The organism is Actinokineospora guangxiensis (genome assembly GCF_042657845.1).
In the GTDB taxonomy this organism is placed as follows: Bacteria; Actinomycetota; Actinomycetes; order Mycobacteriales; family Pseudonocardiaceae; genus Actinokineospora; species Actinokineospora guangxiensis.
In genome coordinates, this window is sequence record NZ_JBHSKF010000016.1 from 86,952 (window position 1) to 109,990 (window position 23,039).

Here is a 23,039-nt window from a genome sequence, read left to right on the forward strand (position 1 = left end):
GTGGATGGGTTGGTTGAATTGGGCAACGAGGAGCGACTCCGGGATTACCTGCGGCGGGCGGGCGCGGATCTCGTGCGGACCCGCGCGCGGGTGCGCGAGCTGGAGGAAGCCGCCGCCCAGCCCCTGGCGGTCGTCGCCACGGCCTGCCGCTTCCCCGGCGGGGTGGGCAGCCCCGCCGAGCTGTGGCAGCTGGTGGCCGACGGGCGCGACGCCGCCACCGACTTCCCGACCGACCGCGGCTGGGACCTGGAGGGCTTGCGCCAGGAGGCGGCCACCGGCCGCGGCGGGTTCCTCGGCGACGTGGCGGGCTTCGACGCCGAGCTGTTCGGCGTCTCGCCCCGCGAGGCGCTGGCGATGGACCCGCAGCAGCGGCTGCTGCTGGAGGTCGCCTGGGAGGCCGTCGAGCGCGCGCACCTCGCGCCGTCGTCGCTGCGGGGCAGCCGGACCGGGGTGTTCGTCGGCGGGTTCGCCCAGGAGTACGCGGCCGGGCTGCCCAGGGAGGCCGAGGACTTCCGGCTGACCGGCAACACGACCTCGGTGCTCTCCGGGCGGCTGGCCTACTTCTTCGGGACCGAGGGGCCCGCGCTCACCGTCGACACCGCGTGCTCGTCGTCGCTGGTGGCCCTGCACATGGCGGTCAAGGCGCTGCGGGCGGGGGAGTGTTCCACGGCGCTGGTCGGCGGCGTGACCGTCATGGCGACGCCGACGATGTTCATCGACTTCACCCGCCAGGGCGGGCTCGCCGCCGACGGGCGGTGCAAGGCCTTCGCCGACGGCGCCGACGGCACCGGGTGGGCCGAGGGCGTCGGCGTGCTCGTGCTCATGCGGCTGGCCGACGCGCTGGAGCAGGGCAGGAACGTGCTGGCGGTCGTGCGCGGCACCGCCGTCAACTCCGACGGGGCCTCCAACGGGCTCACCGCCCCCAACGGACCGTCGCAGCAGCGGGTCATCCGCGCCGCGCTCGCCGACGCCCGGCTTTCGCCGTCCGATGTGGACATGGTCGAGGCGCACGGCACCGGGACCGTGCTCGGCGACCCCATCGAGGCCCAAGCGCTGCTGGCCGCCTACGGGCAGGACCGGGAGGAGCCGCTGCGGCTCGGGTCGCTGAAGTCCAACATCGGGCACGCGCAGGCCGCCGCGGGCGTCGGCGGGGTCATCAAGGTCATCGAGGCCATGGCGCGCGGCGTCATGCCCGCCACGCTGCACGTCGACGCCCCGAGCGGCAAGGTCGACTGGGACTCCGGCGCGGTCCGGCTGCTCACCGCCGCCGAGCCGTGGCCGGAGACCGGCCGCCCGCGCCGCGCCGCCGTGTCGTCCTTCGGCATCAGCGGCACCAACGCCCACGTCATCCTCGAACAGGCCCCCTCCGCCGACCACGCCGCCGAGGCCCACCCCGAGCCCGCGGGCGAGGCGGGGGCCCAGCCGAGCCCCGACAGCGGCACCAGAACCGGCGCCGAGCCTGAGGAGACGGCCCCCGCGTTCCTCGACGCGCCCGCCCTGCCCTGGGTCCTCTCCGGGCAGAGCGCCGCCGCGCTGCGCGCCCAAGCCGCCCGACTCCTCGACCACACCACCGGGACCACCGGGACCACCGGAATCCCCGGAACCGACGACGCGGCCGACATCGCCCGTGCCCTCGCCGTGCGGGCGGCGCTGCCGCACCGCGCCGTCGTGGTGGGCGGTGACCGCGCCGCCCTCGTCGCCGGGCTGCGGACCGTCGCCGACGGCGAGGTCGACGGGGCCGCGGTGTCCGGGATGGCCGACGAGGACGGCAAAGTCGTCTTCGTCTTCCCCGGCCAGGGGTCCCAGTGGAGCGGCATGGGCGCCGCGCTGTGGGAAGCGTCCCCGGTCTTCCGCGCCCGGCTCGCCGAGTGCGCCGAAGCGCTGGCCCCGCACGTCGACTGGCCCGTCGTGGAGACCGTGCGCGGGCTGTCGGACACCGGCCTCGACCGCGTCGACGTCGTGCAGCCCGCGCTGTTCGCCATGATGGTCTCCCTCGCCGAGGTGTGGCGGGCGGCGGGCGTGCGGCCCGCCGCCGTCATCGGGCACAGCCAGGGTGAGATCGCCGCCGCCGTGGTGGCGGGCGGCCTGTCGCTGGCCGACGGCGCGCGCGTGGTCGCGCTGCGGGCCAGGGCGATCCGCGAGGTGCTGGCGGGCCGCGGCGGGATGGTGTCGGTGCCACTGCCGGTGGCCGAGGTCCGGGCCCGCATCGCCGGGCGCGACGGCGTGTCCGTCGCCGCCGTCAACGGTCCGGCGTCGGTGGTCATCTCCGGTGACACCGCCGTGCTCGACGCCGTCCTCGCCGAGTTGACCGACGCCGGGGTGCGCGCCAAGCGCGTTGACGTCGACTACGCCTCGCACTCGGCGCACGTCGCCGAGATCGAGGAGCGGCTGCTCGCCGACCTCGCCGACCTGCGCCCCCTGGACGGCCAGGACGGGACCGTTCCGTTCTTCTCCACCGTCACCGGGCAGTGGCAGGACACCGCCGGGCTCGATGCCGCCTACTGGTACCGCAACCTGCGCCAGACCGTCCAGTTCGGACCCTCCGTGGCCGCCATGCTCGACGCCGGCCACGCGTTCTTCGTCGAGGTCAGCCCGCACCCGGTGCTCCAGCAGGGCCTGACCGCGGCGACCGAGGCCGCCGGCCGCGGCGTCACCGTCGCCACCCTGCGCCGCGACGACGGCGGCGCGAGCAGGCTGCTCACCTCGCTCGCCGAACTGGCCGTGCGCGGCGGGCCGGTCGACTGGACCGCCGCCCTGCCCGACGGCGACCGCGCCGACCTGCCCGGCTACGCCTTCCAGCGCCGCCGCTACTGGCCCGCGCCCCGCCGCGCCGCCGCCGCGGGCGGGCACCCGCTGCTCGGCGAGGCCGTCGAGCTGGTCGGTTCGACCGCCGTCGTGTTCAGCGCCGTGCTGTCGGTGCGCACGCACCCGTGGCTGGCCGAGCACACCGTGGGGGGCTCGGTCGTCGTGCCCGGGGCCGCGCTGGTCGAGATGGCGCTGCACGCCGGCGAGCACGTCGGCCACCCGCACCTGCGCGAGCTGACGCTGCACGCCCCGCTCGTGCTGGCCGACGGCGCTGTGCGCGTGCAGGTCAGCGTCGACGCCGACCGCGCCGTCGAGGTGCACTCCCGGCCCGAGGGCGTCGACCTGCCGTGGACGCGGCACGCCGCGGGCTCCCTGAGCGCCGACGCCCCCGCCGAGGTGCCCGCGCTCGGCGCGTGGCCGCCCGCGGACGCCGAGCCCGTCGACCTCACGGGCTTCCACGACACCCTCGCCGCCGACGGCTACGGCTACGGCCCCGCCTTCCGCGGCATGACCTCGGCGTGGCGGCGCGGCGACGACCTGTTCGCCGAGATCGCCCTGCCCGAGCCCGAGCGGCCCGACGGCTTCGGCATCCACCCCGCGCTGCTCGACGCCGCCCTGCACCCCGCCGCGCTCACCGCAGGCGAGGTCCGCCTCGCCGGGCTGCCGTTCGCCTGGACCGGCGTCACCCTGCACGCCACCGGGGCCACCTCGCTGCGCGTGCGCGCCACCCAGGTCGACGGCGGGCTCGCGATCGCCGCGTTCGACCCCGCGGGCGCTCCCGTGGCCGCCGTGGACGCCCTCGCCCTGCGCCCGGTCACCGTGGCGGCCGGGACGGCGCACTCCCAGCGCGCCGCGCTGCTGCGCATGGACTGGACGCCCATGGCCGCGGGCGCCCCCGCGCGCTGCGTGCTCGTCGGCCCGGCCGACCCGCTCGGCCTCGGTCTCGACACCGCCGCCGACCTCGACACCGCCCTCGACACCGCTCTCGCCGGGGACGCCGACGCCGTGGTCGTCGCGGTCGCCGCGGAGTCGCGCAACGCCGCCGCCGAAGCCCACACCCTGACCGCGGCCACCCTGGACCTGCTGCGGACCTGGCTGGAGCGCGCCCCCGAGACCGCGACACTCGTGCTGGTCACCCAGGACGCCGTCCCCGCGGCCCCCGACGACGTCACCGCCGACATCGCCGCCGCCGCCGTCTGGGGTCTGGTGCGCACCGCGCAGTCCGAGCACCCCGGCCGCGTCGTCCTCGTCGACATCGACGGCGAGCCCGCGTCCATCGCGCTGGTCGCCTCCCTGGCCGAGGCCGGAGAGCCCCAGGTCGTGGTCCGGCAGGGCAGGCCGCTGGCAGGCAGGCTCGTGCGCGTCCCCGCCGCCGAGGGCGAGCCCGTCGACCTCGGCTCGGGCACCGTGCTGGTCACCGGCGGGCTCGGCGCGCTCGGCGGCCGGATCGCCCGCCACCTGGTCGACGCGCACGGTGTGGCGTCGATCGTCCTCGCGGGCCGCCGCGGGGCCGACACCCCCGGCGCGGCCGAACTGCTCGCCGACCTGGCCGGCGCGGGCGCGCGCGCCACCGCCGCCGCCTGCGACGCCGCCGACCCGGCCGCCCTGGCCGACCTCGTCGCGGGCATCGCGGACCTGAGCGCCGTCGTGCACCTGGCCGGCGTCCTGGACGACGCGCTGCTCACCGACCTCACCCCCGAAGGCCTGGCCGCCGCGCTGCGCCCCAAGGTCGACGCCGCCTGGGCGCTGCACGAGCTGACCGAGGACCGCGACCTCGCCGCGTTCGTGCTGTTCTCCTCCATCGCGGGCACCATCGGCGCGGCCGGGCAGGCCAACTACGCCGCCGCCAACGCCTTCCTCGACGCGCTCGCCTTCCAGCGCCGCGGCCACGGCCTCGCGGGCCAGTCGCTGGCCTGGGGCCTGTGGGAGCAGCGCGGCGACATGACCGGGCACCTGGACGAGCGCGCCGCCGCCCGGCTGGCGGCCACCGGCCTGCTCCCGCTGTCCACAGAGGATGGACTCGCGCTGTTCGACGCGGCGCTGGCCGCGGCCGACCCGGTGCTCGTCCCCGCCGCGGTCGACCCGGCCGCGCTCGGCGGCCCGGGTGTCCCGGTGGTGCTGCGCGAGCTGGGCGGCCGGGCCACCACGCGCCGGGTCGCCGCGGGCGCGGCCGCCGCGGGCGGCGACGACCTGGCGGGCAGGCTCGCCGCGATGGGCCCGGCGGAGCGGGAGAAGGCGCTCGACACCCTCGTCACCACGCACGCCGCGGGCGTGCTCGGCTTCGGCGGCCCGGAGGGCATCCCCACCCGGCGCGCCTTCCGCGACCTCGGCTTCGACTCGCTGACCGCGGTGGACCTGCGCAACCGCCTCAACGCCGCCACCGGCCTGCGGCTGCCCGCGACCGCGGTCTTCGACTACCCGACCCCGTCGGCGCTGGCCCGCTTCCTCGCTGTCGAGCTGCTCGGCGCGGACTTCGTCGGCGTCGAGGCGCACGTCCCGGCCGAACCCTCCGCCCTGGACGACGACCCGGTGGTCATCGTGGGCATGAGCTGCCGCTTCCCCGGCGGCGTGGACAGCCCGGACGCGCTGTGGCGGCTGGTCGCCGACGGTGTGGACGCCGTCGGCGAGTTCCCGACCGACCGGGGCTGGGACCTCGACCGCCTCTACCACCCCGATCCCACCCACCAGGGCACCTCGTCCACCCGCTCCGGTGGCTTCCTGCCCGACGCGGGCGACTTCGACGCCGGGTTCTTCGACATCCCGCCGCGCGAGGCGCTGGCGATGCACCCGCAGCAGCGGCTGCTCATGGAGGCCGCCTGGGAGGCCTTCGAGCACGCGGGCATCGACCCCGCCGCCGTGCGCGGCACCCGCACCGGCGTGTTCATCGGCGCCACCGCCCCCGACTACGACCCGGCGACCGCCGAGGAGCGGGCCCGCCTGGAGGGCCTGCGGGTCACCGGCTCGGCGGCCAGCGTCATGTCCGGCCGCATCTCCTACTTCCTGGGCCTGGAGGGCCCCGCGCTGACCATCGACACCTCGTGCTCGTCGTCGCTGGTCGCCCTGCACAGCGCCGCGTCGGCGGTGCGCAACGGCGAGTGCGGCATGGCGCTGGTCGGCGGAGTCACCGTGCTCACCGACCCCGGCATGTTCGTGGAGTTCAGCAGGCAGGGCGCACTGTCGGCGGACGGGCGCTGCCGCGCCTTCTCCGACGACGCGGGCGGCACCGGCTGGGCCGAGGGCGTCGGCGTCCTCATCGTGGAGCGGCTCTCCGCCGCGCGCGCCGCCGGGCACACCGTGCTGGCGGTGCTGCGCGGCTCGGCGGTCAACTCCGACGGCGCGTCCAACGGCATGACCTCGCCCAACGGCCCGGCGCAGCAGCGGGTCATCCGCGCCGCGCTCGCCGACGCCGGCCTCGCCGCCGCCGACGTGGACGCGGTCGAGGCGCACGGCACGGGCACCAAGCTGGGCGACCCGATCGAGCTGCAGGCGCTGCTGGCCACCTACGGCCAGGACCGCGCCGAGCCGCTGCTGCTCGGGTCGATCAAGTCGAACTTCGGGCACGCGCAGTGGGCCGCGGGCGTCGCCGGGGTCATCAAGGTGGTGATGGCGCTGCGCCACCGCCAGCTGCCCCGCACCCTGCACGCGGGCACCCCGACCAGCCGCGTGGACTGGTCGGCGGGCGCGGTCCGGCTGCTCACCGAGCACACCGCGTGGCCCGAGGTCGACCGCCCGCGCCGCGCGGGCGTGTCCTCCTTCGGCCTCAGCGGCACCAACGCGCACGTGATCATCGAGCAGTCGCCCGATGAGGAGCCTGCCGCCGCCGAGCCTGCGGCGGGCCCGGTGCCGCTGACGCTCTCGGCGCGCTCCCCGCAGGCGCTGCGCGCGCAGGCGGCCCGGCTGGCGTCGTTCCTGGGGGAGAACCCGGATGTGGCGGTCGCGTCGGCGGGGCGTTCCCTGCTGGCGCGGACCGCGTTCGACCACCGCGCGGTGGTCGTCGGCGACGGCGATCGGGTGCACGCCGCGCTGAGGGCCCTCTCGGCGGGGGAGCCCGATCCGGCGGTGGTCACCGGGACCGCGTCCGCCGCCGGCCGGGTCGTCTTCGTCTTCCCCGGCCAGGGCGCGCAGTGGGTCGGCATGGCGCTGCGGCTTGCCGAGGAGTCGCCCGTGTTCGCGGGCAGGCTCGCCGAGTGCGACGAGGCGCTGTCCTTCCACGTGCCGTGGTCGGTGCTTGACGTGCTCGCCGACGCCGATGCCCTGGCGAAGGTCGATGTGGTGCAGCCGGTGCTGTGGGCGGTGATGGTGTCGCTGGCCGAGGTGTGGCGGTCGCTGGGTGTGGAGCCCGCCGCCGTGGTGGGGCACTCGCAGGGCGAGATCGCCGCCGCGGTCGTGGCGGGCGCGCTCACGCTGGACGACGGCGCGCGCGTGGTCGCCCTGCGCAGCAAGGCCATCGCCGAGGAGCTGGAAGGCCGCGGCGGCATGGGTTCGGCCGCGCTGCCCGCCGCCGAGGTCCAGGCGCTGATCGATGAGCGCTGGGCGGGCCGGGTCGACGTCGCCGCCGTCAACGGGCCCGCCACGGTCGCGCTCTCCGGCGAGTCCGACGCCGTGGACGAGCTGGTGGCCGAGCTGACCGCGCGCGGTGCCCGCGCGCGCCGCATCCCGGTCAGCTACGCCTCGCACTGCGCCGGGGTCGCCGCGGTCGAGGACCGGCTGGCCGACGTGCTGGCAGGCGTCGAGCCCGCCACCGCCGAGGTCGCCTTCTACTCCTCGCTGACCGGCGGACGCGTCGACACCGCCGGGCTGGACGCCGGGTACTGGTACCGCAACCTGCGCGAGCGCGTCGACTTCGACGCCGCGGTGCGGGCGGCCATCGCCGACGAGAACACCGTGTTCGTGGAGATCAGCCCGCACCCTGTGCTCGCGGCGAGCGTGCAGGACATCGCGGAATCGACCGGTGCGGCAGCCATGATCACCGGGACGCTGCGCCGCGAGGAGGGCGACCTGGCCCGGGTGCTGCTCTCGGCCGCGGAGCTGTCCGTGCGCGGTGTCGCCGTCGACTGGCTGCCGCTGGTCGAGGGCGCGCCGCGCGCCTTCATCCCCACCTACGCCTTCGAGCACGAGCACTACTGGGTCAGCCCCGCCGAGCCTGCCGCGGGCGACCCGGCCGACGAGCGCCTGTGGGCCGCGGTGACCGGCGGCGATCCCAGCGCGGTCGCCGACCTGCTGGAGCTGTCCGACGACCGCCGCGCCGCGCTCGCCGACGTCCTGCCCGCCCTGTCCGCCTGGCGTTCGCGCCGCACTGAGACCTCCACTGTGGACTCGTGGTGGTACACCGAGGTGTGGCGGTCGGTGCCCGGTGGCGCGGGTGAGCTGTCCGGCCGCTGGCTGCACGTCACCGCCGAGGGACGCGCCGACTCGGCGGTGGCCGCCGAGCTGGCCGCGGCGGGCGCCGAAGTCCTCGCCCTCACCGTGACCGCCGACGACGACCGCGCCGCGCTCGCCGCGCGCCTGGCCGAGGTCGGCCCGCTGACCGGTGTGGTGTCGTCGCTGGCCGCCGCCACCGATGCGCACCCCGCCGCGCCCGCGCTGCCCACCGGGCTCGCCGCGACCCTGCTGCTCGTGCAGGCGCTCGGCGACGCGGGCGTCGACGCCCCGCTCTGGTGCCTGACCTGGGGCGCGGTCCCCGCCGCCCCCGGCGAGGCGGTGCCGGAGCCGGAGCAGGCGCAGATCGTCGGCCTCGGCCGCGTCGCCGCCCTGGAGCACCCCCGCCGCTGGGGCGGGCTGGTCGACCTCGGCGCGTCCGCCGACGGCCTGGCCGCCGCGCTGACCAGCGGTGAGGACCAGGTCGCCGTCCGCGCGGGCGCTGTCCGCGCCCGCAGGCTGGTCCGCGCCGCGGGCGCACCCGCCGTGCGCCGGTGGTCCCCGCAGGGCACCGTGCTGGTCACCGGTGGCACGGGCGCGCTCGGCCCGCACCTGTGCCGGTGGCTGGCCGAGCGCGGCGCGCGGCACGTCGTCGTCGCCGCCCGCCGGGGCCCGGACTCGCCCGGCGCGGTCGAGCTGACCGCCGAGCTGGCCGCCCACGGCACCGACCTGGAGTTCGCCACCTGCGACGTCACCGACCGCGCCGCGCTCGCCGCGCTGCTGGCCGCGCACGAGGTCCGCTCGGTCTTCCACGCCGCCGCCCTCACCGAACTGGGCTCGATCGACGCCTCGGACCCGGCCGACCTCGCCGCCGTGGTCGACGCCAAGGTCACCGGAGCGCGCCACCTGCACGAGCTGCTCGGCGAGCGCGAACTGGACGCGTTCGTGCTGTTCTCCTCCATCGCGGGCACCTGGGGCAGCGGCGACCACGCCGCCTACGCCGCCGCCAACGCCTACCTGGACTCCCTCGCCGCGCACCGCGCCGCGCGGGGGCTGGCCGCCACCGCCGTGCGCTGGGGCATCTGGGCCGACGAGCAGACGATGGCCCGCGCCGACGTCGACCCCGAGCAGGTGCGCCGCCGCGGCCTGCCGTTCCTGCCGGTGCGGACCGCGCTCACCGCGCTCGGCAGGGCGGTGGACGGACTCGACCCGGTCCCGGCCGTCGCCGACATCGACTGGCCGACCTTCCACGCCGTCTTCACCTCCAGCAGGCCGAGCCGCCTCTTCGCCGAGATCCCCGAGGTGCGCGCGCTCGCCGACGAGGCGCCCGCCGCCCCGCGCGCCCAGGTGTCCGATGTGGACAGGGCTGGGCTGCTCGACCTGGTGCGGGCCGAGGCGACCGCCGCGCTCGGGCACCGCAGCACCGAGGCCGTTGCCGCCGACCGGGCCTTCCGGGAGACCGGGTTCGACTCGGTCACCGCCGTCGACCTGCGCAACCGCCTGGTCGCCAAGACCGGCGTCGCGCTGCCCAGCACCGTGGTGTTCGACTTCCCGAGCCCCGCCGAACTGGCCGCGCACCTGCACGCGAAGCTGACCGGCGCGGATGACTCCGTGGCCGTGGCGACGGTTGCCGCGCGCGTGGAGGACGACCCGATCGTCATCTCCGGCATCGGCTGCCGCTTCCCGGGCGGGGTGACCGCCCCCGAGCAGCTGTGGGACCTGGTCACCGCGCGCGCCGACGTCGTCGGCGACCTGCCCGCCGACCGCGGCTGGGACATCGCGGGCGCCTACGACCCCGACCCGGAGCGCCCGGGCAAGACCTATACGCTGCGCGGCGCGTTCCTGCCCGAGGCGGGCGACTTCGACGCCGCGTTCTTCGGCATCTCCCCGCGCGAGGCGCTGGCGATGGAGCCCCAGCAGCGGCTGCTGCTGGAGACCGCGTGGGAGGCGCTGGAGCGCGCCGGGATCGACCCGCGCTCGGTGCGCGGCAGCACGACCGGCGTGTTCGTCGGCGCGGCCTACCAGCACTACGCGACCGGCGTGCTCACCAATGAGGACGGCTACGAGGCGCACCTGCTCACCGGCCGCGCCACCAGCATCATCTCCGGCCGCCTCGCCTACGCCCTGGGCACCGAGGGCCCGGCGCTGACCCTGGACACCGGCTGCTCGTCGGCGCTGGTCGCCCTGCACCTCGCGGTGCGCGCGGTCCGCGACGGGGAGTGCGAGCGGGCGCTGGCGGGCGGCGCGACGGTCATGACGTCGATGGAGACGCTGACCGGGTTCAGCAGGCAGCGCGCCCTGTCGGTGGACGGGCGCTGCAAGGCGTTCTCCGACTCCGCCGACGGCTTCGGCATGGCCGAGGGCGTCGGGCTCATGGTCGTCGAGCGGCTGTCGGCCGCCCGCGCCCGGGGCCGCGAGGTGCTCGCCGTCGTGCGCGGCACCGCGGTCAACTCCGACGGCGCGTCCAACGGCATGACCGCCCCGAACGGGCGCGCGCAGCAGCGGGTCATCCGCGCCGCGCTGGCCGACGCCGGGCTCTCGGCCGCCGATGTGGACCTGATCGAGGCGCACGGCACCGGCACCGTGCTGGGCGACCCGATCGAGGCGGGCGCGCTGATGGCCACCTACGGCCAGGAGCGCACCAGCCCGGCGTGGCTGGGCTCGGTGAAGTCGAACATCGGGCACACGCAGGCCGCCGCCGGTGTCGCCGGGGTGATCAAGGCGGTGTGGTCGATGCGCAGCGGGGTGCTGCCCGCGACCCTGCACGTCGAGCGGCCCTCCAGCCACGTCGACTGGTCGGCGGGGGCGATCGAGCTGCTGACCGAGGCCCGCGACTGGCCCGAGGGCGACCGCCCGCGCCGGGCGGGGGTGTCCTCGTTCGGCATCTCCGGCACCAACTCGCACGTCATCCTGGAGCAGCCGCCCGCGGCGACCCCGGTCGCCTCGGCCGAGCCGGGGGCCGTGCCGTGGGTGCTGGCCGGGGCCACGCCCGCCGCGCTGGCCGGGCAGGCCGAGCGGCTGCTCGCCGTGGCCGCCGCGCCCCAGGACATCGCGGGCGCGCTGCTGGACCGGACCCGCTTCGCCCACCGCGCCGTCGTGGTCGGGGCGGACGCCGACGAGCGCGCCCGCGCGCTGTCGGCTCTCGCCCGCGGTGGCGCGGACCCGGCCGCGGTGGTCGGCTCCGCGGGGGCGCCGGGGCCGGTGGTGTTCGTCTTCCCGGGGCAGGGCGCGCAGTGGGTCGGGATGGCCGCTGGGCTGGTCGCCGAATCGCCGGTGTTCGCCGAGCGGCTGCGTGAGTGCGACGCGGCGTTGTCGGCGCACGTGCCGTGGTCGGTGCTCGACGTGCTTTCCGACGCCGACGCGCTGGAGCGCGTCGATGTGGTGCAGCCGGTGCTGTGGGCGGTGATGGTGTCGCTGGCCGCGGTGTGGCGGGACTTGGGTGTGGAGCCTGCCGCGGTGGTGGGGCACTCGCAGGGTGAGATCGCCGCCGCCGTGGTCGCGGGTGCGTTGTCCCTTGAGGATGGTGCGCGGGTGGTGGCGTTGCGCAGCAGGGCGATCGCGGAGGTGTTGGAGGGCCACGGCGGCATGGCGTCCGTCGCCCTGCCCGCCGCCGAGGTCGAGGTCCTGCTGCAGCGCTGGGAGGGCCGCGCGGGGATCGCGGCGGTGAATGGTCCTGGTGCGGCGGTGCTTTCCGGTGAGGTCGATGCGCTGGACGAGATCGTGGCCGAGTTGGTCGCGAAGGATGTTCGGGCGCGGCGCATTCCGGTCAGCTACGCCTCGCACTGGCCCGGTGTCGACGCCATCGCCGAGCGGGTCGTCGCCGATCTTGCCGACCTCGCGCCGAGGGACGCCGACATCGCCTTCTACTCCGCGCTCGACGGCGCGCGCGTGGACACCGCCGGGCTGGACGCGGGCTACTGGTTCCGCAACCTGCGCGAGCGGGTCAGCTTCCAGGGCGCCGTCGAAGCCGCTCTCGCCGACGGCCACGGCGTGTTCGTGGAGGTCAGCCCGCACCCGGTGCTCGCGCTGAGCGTGCAGGAGACCGCCGGTGCCGACGTTGTGGTGACGGGGTCGCTGCGCCGCGACGAGGGTGGGCTGGTGCGCCTGGCGCGCTCGGCCGCCGAACTGCACGTGCGCGGGGTCGCCGTGCGCTGGGCCGCCCTGCTGCCCGGCGCGGGCAAGGCCGACCTGCCCACCTACGCCTTCCAGCGCGAGCGCTACTGGCCGCTGCCCGACGCCGCCACGACCGCCGACGCCTGGCGCTACCGCGTCACGTGGCGCCAGGTCTCTCCGCCGCCCGCCGCCCCGTCCGGGCGCTGGCTGCTCCTCTCCCCGCACGGGCGCGCCGACGACCTGGCCGCCCTCCTCGGCCCGGACACCGTCCGCGCCACCGAGCCGGTCGACGGCGACTTCGCAGGCGTCGTCCTCGTCGCCGACGACCCGGTCACCGCCGCTGCCGCCGTGCGCGCGGCGATCGCCGCGCCGCTGTGGTGCGTGACCAGGGGCGCGGTCGCCGCCGCGCCCGGCGATCCCGCGCCGGAGCCGCGCGCGGCCGCCGTGTGGGGCCTCGGCCGTGTCGCAGCCCTGGAGCACCCCGACCGCTGGGGCGGGCTCATCGACCTGCCCGCCGACCTCGACGCCGACTCCGCCGCCCGGCTCGCCGCCGTGCTCGCTGGGGCCTCCGGCGAGGACGAGATCGCCATCCGCGCCGGGGCCGTGCTGGCCCGCAGACTGGAGCGCGCGCCGGCGGGCAGGCCCGCCCTCACCGCCGACCTGACCGGCACCGTGCTCATCACCGGAGGGACCGGCCTGCTCGGCGCGCACGTCGCCCGCCGCTTCGCCGAGCACGGCGCGGCGCGGATCGTGCTCGCCAGCCGCAGCGGCGAGCAGGCCCCCGGCGCTGCCGACCTGCGCGCCGAACTGGCCGCCTCCGGTGCCGAGGTCGTCATCGCCGCGTGCGACGTCGCCGACCGCGACGCGCTCGCCGCCCTCGTCGCCGAGCACCCGCCGACCGCCGTCGTGCACGCCGCGGGTGTCCTCGACGACGGCGTGCTCGCCGCGCTGACCCCCGAGCGGTTCGCGGGCGTGTGGCGCACGAAGGTCGAGACCGCCGAGCACCTTGACGCGCTCGTCCCCGACGCCGCCGCGTTCGTGCTGTTCTCCTCGATGGCGGGCACGGTCGGCAACCCCGGCCAGGCCAACTACGCAGCCGCCAACGCCGCGCTCGACGCCATCGCCGCGCGCCGCGCCGCCGCCGGGCGGTCCGCGACCGCGATCGCCTGGGGCCGCTGGGCCGACATCGGCATGGCCGCCGACGCCGCCGCCGTCGCCGCGGGGGCACGCCGCGACGGATTCCGCCCCATGGCGGCGGATCAGGCCGTCGCCGCCCTGTGGACGGCCATCGCGGCGGGCGACACCGTCGTCGCCGTCGCCGACGTCGACTGGGCCCGCTGGGCCGAGTCCGGCCTGCGCGGGCGCTCCGACCGCCTCGTCGGCGACCTGCTCCCGGCCGCGCCCGCGCGGCCCGAGCAGACCGGGCCCGCCACCCGGGTCGAGCACGCCGACCTGCTCGCCGTCGTCCGCGACCGCGCCGCCGCCGTGCTCGGCCACGGCGACCCGGCCGCCATCGGCGTCGACACCCGCTTCCGCGACCTGGGCTTCGACTCGCTGACCGCGCTGGAGTTCCGCAACGGCCTCGCCGCCGCGCTCGGCGTCGCGCTGCCCGCCACCGCCGTCTTCGACTACCCCACGCCCGCCGCCCTGGCCGAGGTGCTGCGCGCCCGCCTGGCGGGGGAGAGCGCGACGGTCGCCCCGGTCACCGCCGCGGTGACCGGGGACGACCCGGTCGCGATCGTCGGCATGGCCTGCCGCCTGCCCGGCGGCGTCCGCACCACCGGCGACTACTGGGCGCTGCTCACCGAAGGCCGCGACGCCATCGGCCCGTTCCCCGCCGACCGCGGCTGGACCGAGTCCGACCTGCGCGAGAGCGCCACCCGCGCGGGCGGCTTCCTCGACGGCGTCGCCGAGTTCGACGCGGCGTTCTTCGGCATCTCCCCGCGCGAGGCCATCGCGATGGACCCGCAGCAGCGGCTGCTGCTGGAAACCGCATGGGAGGCGCTGGAGACCGCGGGCATCGACCCGGCCGCGCTGCGCGGCACGGCGACCGGGGCCTTCATGGGCACCAACGGCCACGATTACGACCGCCTGCTGCTCGGCTCCCGCCACGAGGCCGACGGGCACGTCGGCACCGGGTCGGCGGGCAGCGTGCTCTCCGGCCGGGTGGCCTACGCGCTCGGGCTCGAAGGACCCGCGGTCACCGTGGACACCGCGTGCTCGTCGTCGCTGGTGGCCCTGCACCTGGCGGGCCAGTCGGTGCGCTCCGGGGAGTCGTCGCTGGCGCTCGTCGGCGGCGTGTCGGTGCTCTCGACGCCGTGGGTGTTCACCGAGTTCAGCAGGCAGGGCCTGCTGTCGGCCGACGGGCGCTGCAAGGCCTTCGCCGACGGCGCGGACGGCACCTCGTGGTCCGAGGGCGTCGGTGTGCTCGTGCTGGAGCGGCTCTCCGACGCCCGGCGCAACGGGCACGAGGTGCTGGCGGTGCTGCGCGGCTCGGCGGTGAACCAGGACGGCGCGTCGAACGGGCTGACCGCGCCGAACGGGCCGTCGCAGGAGCGGGTCATCCGGCAGGCGCTCGCCAACGCCGGGCTGGACGCCTGCGATGTGGACTTCGTCGAGGCGCACGGCACCGGCACCGCGCTGGGCGACCCCATCGAGGCGCGGGCGCTGCTCAACACCTACGGGCAGGACCGCGCCGAGCCGGTGCTCATCGGCTCGGTGAAGTCCAACATCGGCCACACCCAGGCCGCCGCGGGCGTGGCGGGCGTGATCAAGGCCGTGCTGTCGATGCGCAACGGGGTCGTCCCGCCGACCCTGCACGTGGACGCGCCGTCCAGCCACGTCGACTGGGCCGAGGGCGCGGTGCGCATCGCCGCCGCCGCCGAGCAGTGGCCCGAGACCGGCCGGACCCGCCGGGCCGCGGTGTCGTCGTTCGGGGTCAGCGGCACCAACGCGCACGTCGTGCTGGACCTGCCGGACGCCGAGCCGTTGGCAGAGCCCGTGGCCGAGATCGGGGTTGTGCCGCTGGTGGTCTCCGCCAAGACGGAAACCGCGCTGCGCCGGCAGATCGAGCGGGTGGCGGCAGCCGCAGGCCGACCGGTCGACCTCGCCTGGTCGCTGGCCAAGCGAACCGCGTTCCCGCACCGGGCCGTGCTGCTCGACGGGGTCGAGATCGCCGGGACGGCGGGGGAGCGGCCCCGCGTGGCGTTCGCCTTCGCGGGCCAGGGCAGCCAGCGCGCGGGGATGGGGACCGGGCTCGCCGCCCGCTTCCCGGCCTACGCCGCCGCGTTCGCCGCCGTCGCCGCCGAGGCCGACGCGCTGCTGGACGTGCCGCTCGCCGAGGTCGTCACCAGCGCCGAACTGCTGGCCCGCACCGAGTACGCGCAGCCCGCGCTGGTGGCCGTCGAGATCGCCACCGCCCGGCTGCTGGAGTCCTGGGGCGTCACGCCCGATGTCGTGACCGGCCACTCGGTCGGCGAGATCGCCGCCGCCCACCTGGCGGGCGCGCTCACCCTCGCCGACGCGGTCCGGCTCGCCGTGGTGCGCGGCAGGTTCATGCAGGCCGCGCCCGGGGGCGGCGCGATGGCCGCCGTGGAGGTCGACGCCGCCGACGCGGCCCTGCCCGACGGGCTCGTGGTCGCCGCCGTCAACGCGCCGGGCTCGATCGTGGTGTCCGGTCCGGCCGATCGGGTCGACGGGTTCGCCGCGGCCTGGGCCGGACGGGGCAGGCGCACCAAGCGCCTCGCGGTCTCCCACGCCTTCCACTCGCCGGACATGGCCCCGGCCGCCGAGGCCCTGCGCGCCGAACTCGCCGCGCTGCGCCCGGCCGCGCCGTCGGTGCCGGTCGTCTCCACCCTCACCGGGCGGCAAGCCAGTGCCTTCAACGCCGACCACTGGGCCGACCAGGTCCTGGGGACCGTGCGCTTCGCCGACGCCGTGCGCGCCCTGGAGACCGACCACGACGTCGACGTCGTGATCGAGATCGGGCCGGACGGCGCGCTCACCGCGCTCATCCGGCAGAGCACCGACGCCGACGCCGTGGCGCTGCTGCGCGCCGACCGCGACGAGGAGACCGCGCTCGCCACCGGCCTGGCCCGCGCCTACGTGCGCGGTGTGGCCGTGGACTGGGCGGGCGTGCTGGCGGGCACGGGCGGGCGGCTCGGCGCCGCGCCGACCTACCCCTTCGCCCCCGACCGCCACTGGCCCGAGCCGCGCCAGGACTCCGGCCTGCTCGACGGCGACCTCGCCGAGCTGGCCGCCGAACTCGCCCTCGACACCGACACCCTCGGCGCCGCGATCGCCGCCTGGCGGCGCAAGAACACCGCCGACGGCGTCCTGCGCGGGCTGCGGCACCGCGTCGTGCACCGCAGCGTCGAGCCGGGCGCGCCCGCCGCGGGCCACTGGCTCGCCCTGGGCGCGGGCGACCCGTGGAGCGAGGCCGTGCTCGACGCGCTCGGCGTGCCGGTCACCCTCGCCAACGACCACATCCCGGCCGGGGAGTACGCGGGCGCGCTGTGCTTCCACGACGACGTGCGCGGCGCGCTGGCCGTACTGTCCGATGCGGACGTCCGGCTGTGGTGCGTGACCCGCGACGCGGGCACCGACCGGCGCACCGGAGCGGTGCGCGGGCAGGCCAGGGTGATCGCGCTGGAGCACCCCGACCGCTGGGGCGGCGTGGTCGACCTGCCCGCCGACCTCGCGGGCGTGCCCGTCGACCGGGCCTTCACCACCGGCGAGGACGACATCACCGCCACCGCCGCCGGTCTCACCGCGCCGCGCCTGGCCCGCGACCCCGAGCCGGGCCGGGTGCTGGCGGTCCCGGCGACCGTGCTGGTCACCGGCGCGTCCGGCGCGCTCGGGTCGGCCGCGGCCCGGCTGCTGGCCGCGCGCGGGGCCGAGCACGTCGTGCTGCTCAGCAGGCGCGGCGGCACCGAGGCACTGGCCGAGGAGATCACCGCGCTGGGCGCGCGGGCGAGCGTCGTGGCCTGCGACGTCACCGACCGCGACGCGCTGGCCGCCGTCCTCGCCGAACACCGCCCGACCGGCGTCGTGCACGCGGCGAGCGCCCGCCTGGCGGGCGCGTCCGCACTCGACGCGCTCGCCGAGTGGGAGCTGTTCGCGGTGCCCGGCACCATCGCCGGCGTCTGGGGTGTGGCGGGCCACGCCGACGACGCCGCCGCCGACGGGGCCGTGCGCGCCCTGGTGGGCCGCCGCCGCGCGGCGGGCAAGGCCGCCGCGCTCATCACCTTCAGCCCGTGGTCGGCCGCCACCCCGGCGGGCGCGGACCGGCTGCGCCGCGCGGGCATCACCCCGCTCGCCGCCGACATCGCCGCCCCCGCGCTGCTCTCGGCCGAGGACGCCGTCATCGCCGACGTCGACTGGACCAAGCAGGCCGCCCTGCTCGGCCGGGTCCGCATCGCCGAGGACCTGGCCGGACCGCCGCCGCTGGCCGCGCGGCCCAGGGCGGCCACGCGCGCGGAGTCCGAGCGCGAACTGCTGGACCTGGTGCGCGCGTCGGTCGCGGCGGTGCTGGGCCACGGCTCGGCCGCCGACGTCGCCCCCGACCGCGCCTTCGGCGACCTGGGCTTCGACTCGCTCACCGCGGTGGAGCTGCGGGACAGGGTCGTCGCCGCGACCGGGGTCGGCCTGCCCGCCACCGCGGTCTTCGACCACCCCACCCCGCTGGCGCTGCGAGACCGGCTCGTGGACGCCCTGCACGGCAGTGCCCGATCCGAGCAGGCCCCGTCCCCGGCGGTGAGCGCGGCGGTGGAGGACGACCCGGTGGTCGTCGTCGGCGTCGCGTGCCGCTTCCCCGGCGGGATCGCCGGTCCCGAGGACCTGTGGGCGCTGGTCGCCGAGGGCCGCGACGCGGTCGCGGGCTTCCCGACCGACCGCGGCTGGGACCTCGCGGGCCTGGCCGGGCGCAGCGCGACCGCCGAGGGCGGCTTCCTCGCCGACGCCGCCGACTTCGACGCCGACTTCTTCGGCATCTCCCCGCGCGAGGCGCTGGCCATGGACCCGCAGCAGCGCGTCCTGCTGGAGACCGCGTGGGAGGTCGCCGAGCGGGCGGGCATCGACCCGACCGCGCTGCGCGGCTCGGCGACCGGCGTCTTCGTCGGCTCGACCGGCTCGGACTACCAGCCGCCCGCCGACCTGCGCGGGCACCTGCTGATGGGCCGCGCGGCCAGTGTCCTGGCGGGCAGGCTCTCCTACACCCTCGGCCTGGAAGGCCCGGCCGTCAGCGTCGACACGGCGTGCTCGTCGTCGCTGGTGGCGATGCACCTGGCGGCCCAAGCGCTGCGCGCCGGGGAGTGCTCCCTGGCCGTCGCGGGCGGCGTGACCGTCATGTCGACGCCGATCGCGTTCGAGGAGTTCACCCACCAGGGCGGGCTGGCCGCTTCGGGGCGCTGCCGCTCCTTCGCCGACGGCGCCGAGGGCACCGGCTGGTCGGAGGGCGTCGCGCTGCTGCTGCTGGAGCGGCTCTCCGACGCGCGCCGCAACGGCCGCGAGGTGCTGGCCGTGCTGCGCGGCAGCGCGGTCAACTCCGACGGCGCGTCCAACGGCCTGACCGCGCCGAACGGGCCGTCGCAGGAGCGGGTCATCCGCGCGGCGCTGACCGCCGCCGGTCTCGCACCGTCGGATGTGGATGTCGTGGAGGCGCACGGCACGGGAACCGTGCTGGGCGACCCGATCGAGGCGCAGGCGCTGCTCAACACCTACGGGCAGGACCGGGAGCGTCCGCTGCTGCTCGGCTCGGTCAAGTCCAACCTCGGCCACACCCAGGCCGCCGCGGGCGCGGCGGGCCTGATCAAGGTGATCGAGGCGATGCGCCACGGCACCGTGCCCGCGACCCTGCACGTCGACGCCCCGTCCGGGAAGGTCGACTGGACCGCTGGGGCCGTGGAACTGGTCACCGAGGCGCTCGCCTGGCCGGAGACCGGCCGGGCGCGCCGCGCGGGCATCTCCTCGTTCGGGGCCAGCGGCACCAACGCCCACCTGGTGGTCGAGGCGCCGCCCGCGGTCGCCGCCCCGGTCCGCGCCGACGAGCCCGACGGCCCCGCACCCGTGCTGCTGTCGGCCAAGACCCCCGAGGCGCTGCGGGCCCAGGCCCGGAAGCTGCTGGCGGGAGCCGCCATCAGCGGACCGGCCGCCGACCTGGCGTTCTCCAGCGCGACCAGCCGCGCCCACCTGCCGCACCGCGCCGCCGTGGTGTGCGAGGACCGCGACGGCCTGGTGCGCGGGCTGACCGCCCTGGCAGCCGGGGCCCCCGCCGCCGAACTGGTGGTCGGGACGGCCCTGCCGGACACCCGGCTCGGCCTGCTGTTCTCCGGGCAGGGCAGCCAGCGCGCCGGGATGGGCCGCGGCCTCGCCGCCCGCTACCCGGTGTTCGCCGCCGCGCTCGCCGAGGTGTGCGCGGCGCTCGACGCCGAGATGGCCACCGGGCCCGGCCTGGCCGCGGTGCTCGCCGCGGCGGAGGGCACCGGCGAGGCCGACCTGCTCGACCGCACCGACGTCACCCAGCCCGCGCTGTTCGCCGTCGAGGTCGCGCTGTTCCGCCTCGCCGAGTCGTGGGGCCTGCGACCCGACGTCCTCATCGGACACTCCATCGGCGAGATCGCCGCCGCCCACGTCGCGGGCGTGCTCGGCCTGGCCGACGCCGCCCGCCTCGTCGCCGCGCGCGGCAGGCTGATGGGCGCGCTGCCGGTGGGCGGGGCGATGGTCGCCGTCCGCGCGACTGAGGCCGAGGTGCTGCCGCTGCTGCCCGACGGTGTCGCCGTCGCCGCCGTCAACGGGCCCGCCTCCGTCGTGCTCTCCGGCGCCGCCGACGCGGTCGCCGCGGTGACCGACCGGCTCGCCGCGCTCGGCCGCAAGACCCGGGGCCTGCGCGTCAGCCACGCCTTCCACTCCCCGTTGATGGAGCCGATGCTCGCCGACTTCCGCGCCGTCGTCTCCGCGCTGGACTTGCGCCCGCCGACGATCCCGGTGCTGTCCACGCTGACCGGCGGCGAGGCCGACCTGGCCGACCCGGAGCACTGGGTCGAGCAGGTCCGCCGCCCGGTCCGCTTCGCCGACGCGGTCGCCGCGGCGACCGGGCGCGGGGTCACCGCGTTCGTCGAGATCGGCCCGGACGGCTCGCTCGCCGCCGCGGCCCGCGAGTCCGCACCGGAGGCCTTCGCCGTCGGGATGCAGCGCCCGGAGCGCGACGAGGCGCTCGCCGCGACGGCGGCGCTCGCCGCCGCGCACACCCGGGGCGTCGCCGTCGACTGGGCCGCCGTGCACGCAGGCAGCGGCGCGCGCCGCGTTCCGCTGCCCACCTACGCCTTCCAGCGCGAGCGGTTCTGGCCGCAGCCGCAGACCCCGGTGGCCGCCGACCGGCCCGACCACTGGCGCTACCGCGTCGAGTGGAAGCCGATCACCCCGGCCGCCGCGCCGCGACCCGGCCCGCGCCTGGCCGTCATCGCGGCGGGCACGGCCGAGGACCCGTGGACAGCCGCCCTCCTCGCCGCGCTCGACCCCGCCGAAGTGCTCGAAGTGGACGGACCCGACCGGGCCGCCGTCGCCGAGCGGCTGCGCGGCCTGGAGCCGGTGTCCTCGGTGGTGTCGCTGCTCGGCTCCGACGACAGTGCCGACCAGGGAACAGCCGGGGCCGTCCCGACCTCCGCGCTGACCACGACCGCCCTCGCCCAGGCGCTCGGCGACGCCGACGTCGACGCGCCCCTGTGGTGCCTGACCAAGGCCGCCGTCGCGGTGGCGGGCGAAACGCCCGCCGACCCGGCGCGGGCCGCGCTCTGGGGCCTCGGCGGGGTGCTCGCCCTGGAGCTGCCCGACCGGTGGGGCGGACTGGTCGACCTGCCCGAGCAGATCGACGCCGCCACCGCGGCCACCCTCGACGCCGTGCTCGCCGACGGCGCGGAGGACCGGGTCGCCGTGCGCGGGGACGCCGCGTTCGGCCGCCGCATCGCCCGCGCCGCCGCGGGCGATGCGGAGTGGACACCCACCGGCACCGTCCTGGTCACCGGCGGCACCGGCGCGCTCGGCGCGGCCGTGGCCCGCGGGCTCGCCGGGGCGGGCGCTGAGCACCTGGTGCTGCTCAGCAGGCGCGGGGCCGAGGCCCCCGGCGCCGAGCGGGTGCGCGCCGATGTGGAAGCCGCAGGCGCCAGGGTGTCCTTCGCCGCCTGCGACGCCACCGACCGCGACGCCCTCGCCGCCGTCCTCGCCGGACTGCCCGACCTGACCGCCGTGGTGCACGCCGCGGGTGTGCTGGACGACGTCATCGTCGACAGCCTCACCCCCGACCGCTTCGCCGCCGTGTTCGCCGCCAAGGCCGCCGCCGCGCGCACCCTCGACGAGCTGACCCGCGACCGCGACCTCGACGCGTTCGCCCTGTTCTCCTCGGCGTCGGGTGTGCTGGGCAGCGTCGGCCAGGCCAACTACGCCGCCGCCAACGCCGTCCTGGACGCCATCGCCGAGTCCCGCGCCGCCGCGGGGCTGCGGGCCACCTCCATCGCCTGGGGAGCCTGGGCCGGGGGCGGCATGGCGGCCGACCCGGCCGCGCGCGCCGCGGCGGCCCGGGCCGGGGCCGTGCCGATGGCCCCGGACCTCGCGGTCCGGCTGCTGCGCGCGGTGGTGGCCGAGCCGCAGCCGACCGCCGTGGTGGCCGACATCGACTGGACGGCGTTCGCCCGGCTGCGCCGCGGGCCGCTCACCGCCGACCTCGCCGGACCGGCGGGCGACCCGGCCTCGGCGCTGCGCGCCGAGCTGGCCGCCGCCGGATCGGCGGGCAAGCGGCACGCGCTGCTGAGCCTGGTGCGCGGCGAGACCGCGGCCGTGCTGCGGCACAGCGGCGCGGAGAAGGTCGCCGCCGGGCGCTCCTTCACCGACCTCGGGTTCGACTCGCTGACCGCGGTCGAGCTGCGCGACCGGCTCGCCGCGGCGACCGGGCTGCCGCTGTCGGCCACGCTCGTCTTCGACCACCCGACGCCCGCGGACCTCGCCGGGCACCTGCTGTCCGGCCTGGTCGGCGAGCAAGACGCCGACGTCGACCGGGACCCCGACCTGGACGCGGACGAGAGCCGCCTGCGCGCGGTGCTGGCCGCGGTGCCGATCGAGAAGCTGCGCGGCACCGACCTGCTCGACCGGCTCATCGCCCTGGCCGACCCCACCCGGACCGCCGAGGACCCCGCGCCCGAGGACGACTTCACCGGTGATGAGGACGTCACCGACGACACCGACATCGATGGCATGGCGCTGGAAGACCTCGTGCGCGCCGCCCTCGACGACCGCCGACCCCACGGAGCCGACTGATGCTCTCCCGAGAGACCGCCGCCGACCCCACCAAGCAGCTGGTCGAGGCGTTCCGGGCCGCGATGAAGGAGAACGAGCGGCTGCGCAGGCAGAACCGCAGGCTGTCGGCGGGCCGCTCCGAGCCGATCGCGGTGGTGGCGATGGGGTGCAGGCTGCCCGGCGGCGTCGACTCGCCCGAGGCGCTGTGGGAGCTGGTCGCCGAGGGCCGCGACGCGGTGGGGCCCTACCCGGCCGACCGCGGCTGGGACCCGGCCGAGATCGCCGAGGGGCCGACCCGCGAAGGCGGATTCCTGCGCGGCGTCGCCGACTTCGACGCCGCCCTGTTCGGGCTCGGCCCGCGCGAGGCGCTGGCCATGGACCCGCAGCAGCGGCTGCTGCTGGAGACCACCTGGGAGGCCTTCGAGCGCGCCGGGCTCGACCCGACGGGCCTGCGCGGCAGCCGCACGGGCGTGTTCATG

2 protein-coding genes (1 of these 2 only partly in view) are annotated in these 23,039 nt (G+C 77.5%); both read left to right on the forward strand.

The window, feature by feature from the left end; translation table 11 throughout:
* On the forward strand, positions 1-22,581 hold the full coding sequence (locus tag ACFPM7_RS25410) for a type I polyketide synthase (RefSeq protein WP_378250291.1): 22,581 nt from the start codon (positions 1-3) through the stop codon (positions 22,579-22,581).
* On the forward strand, positions 22,581-23,039 hold the 5' end (the start) of the coding sequence (locus tag ACFPM7_RS25415) for an SDR family NAD(P)-dependent oxidoreductase (RefSeq protein WP_378250292.1). Its footprint extends 10,077 nt past the window's final position; the window shows 459 of its 10,536 coding nt (coding positions 1-459); its start codon is at positions 22,581-22,583; its stop codon lies beyond the right edge, outside the window. The genes ACFPM7_RS25410 and ACFPM7_RS25415 overlap by 1 nt, the downstream gene beginning before the upstream one ends.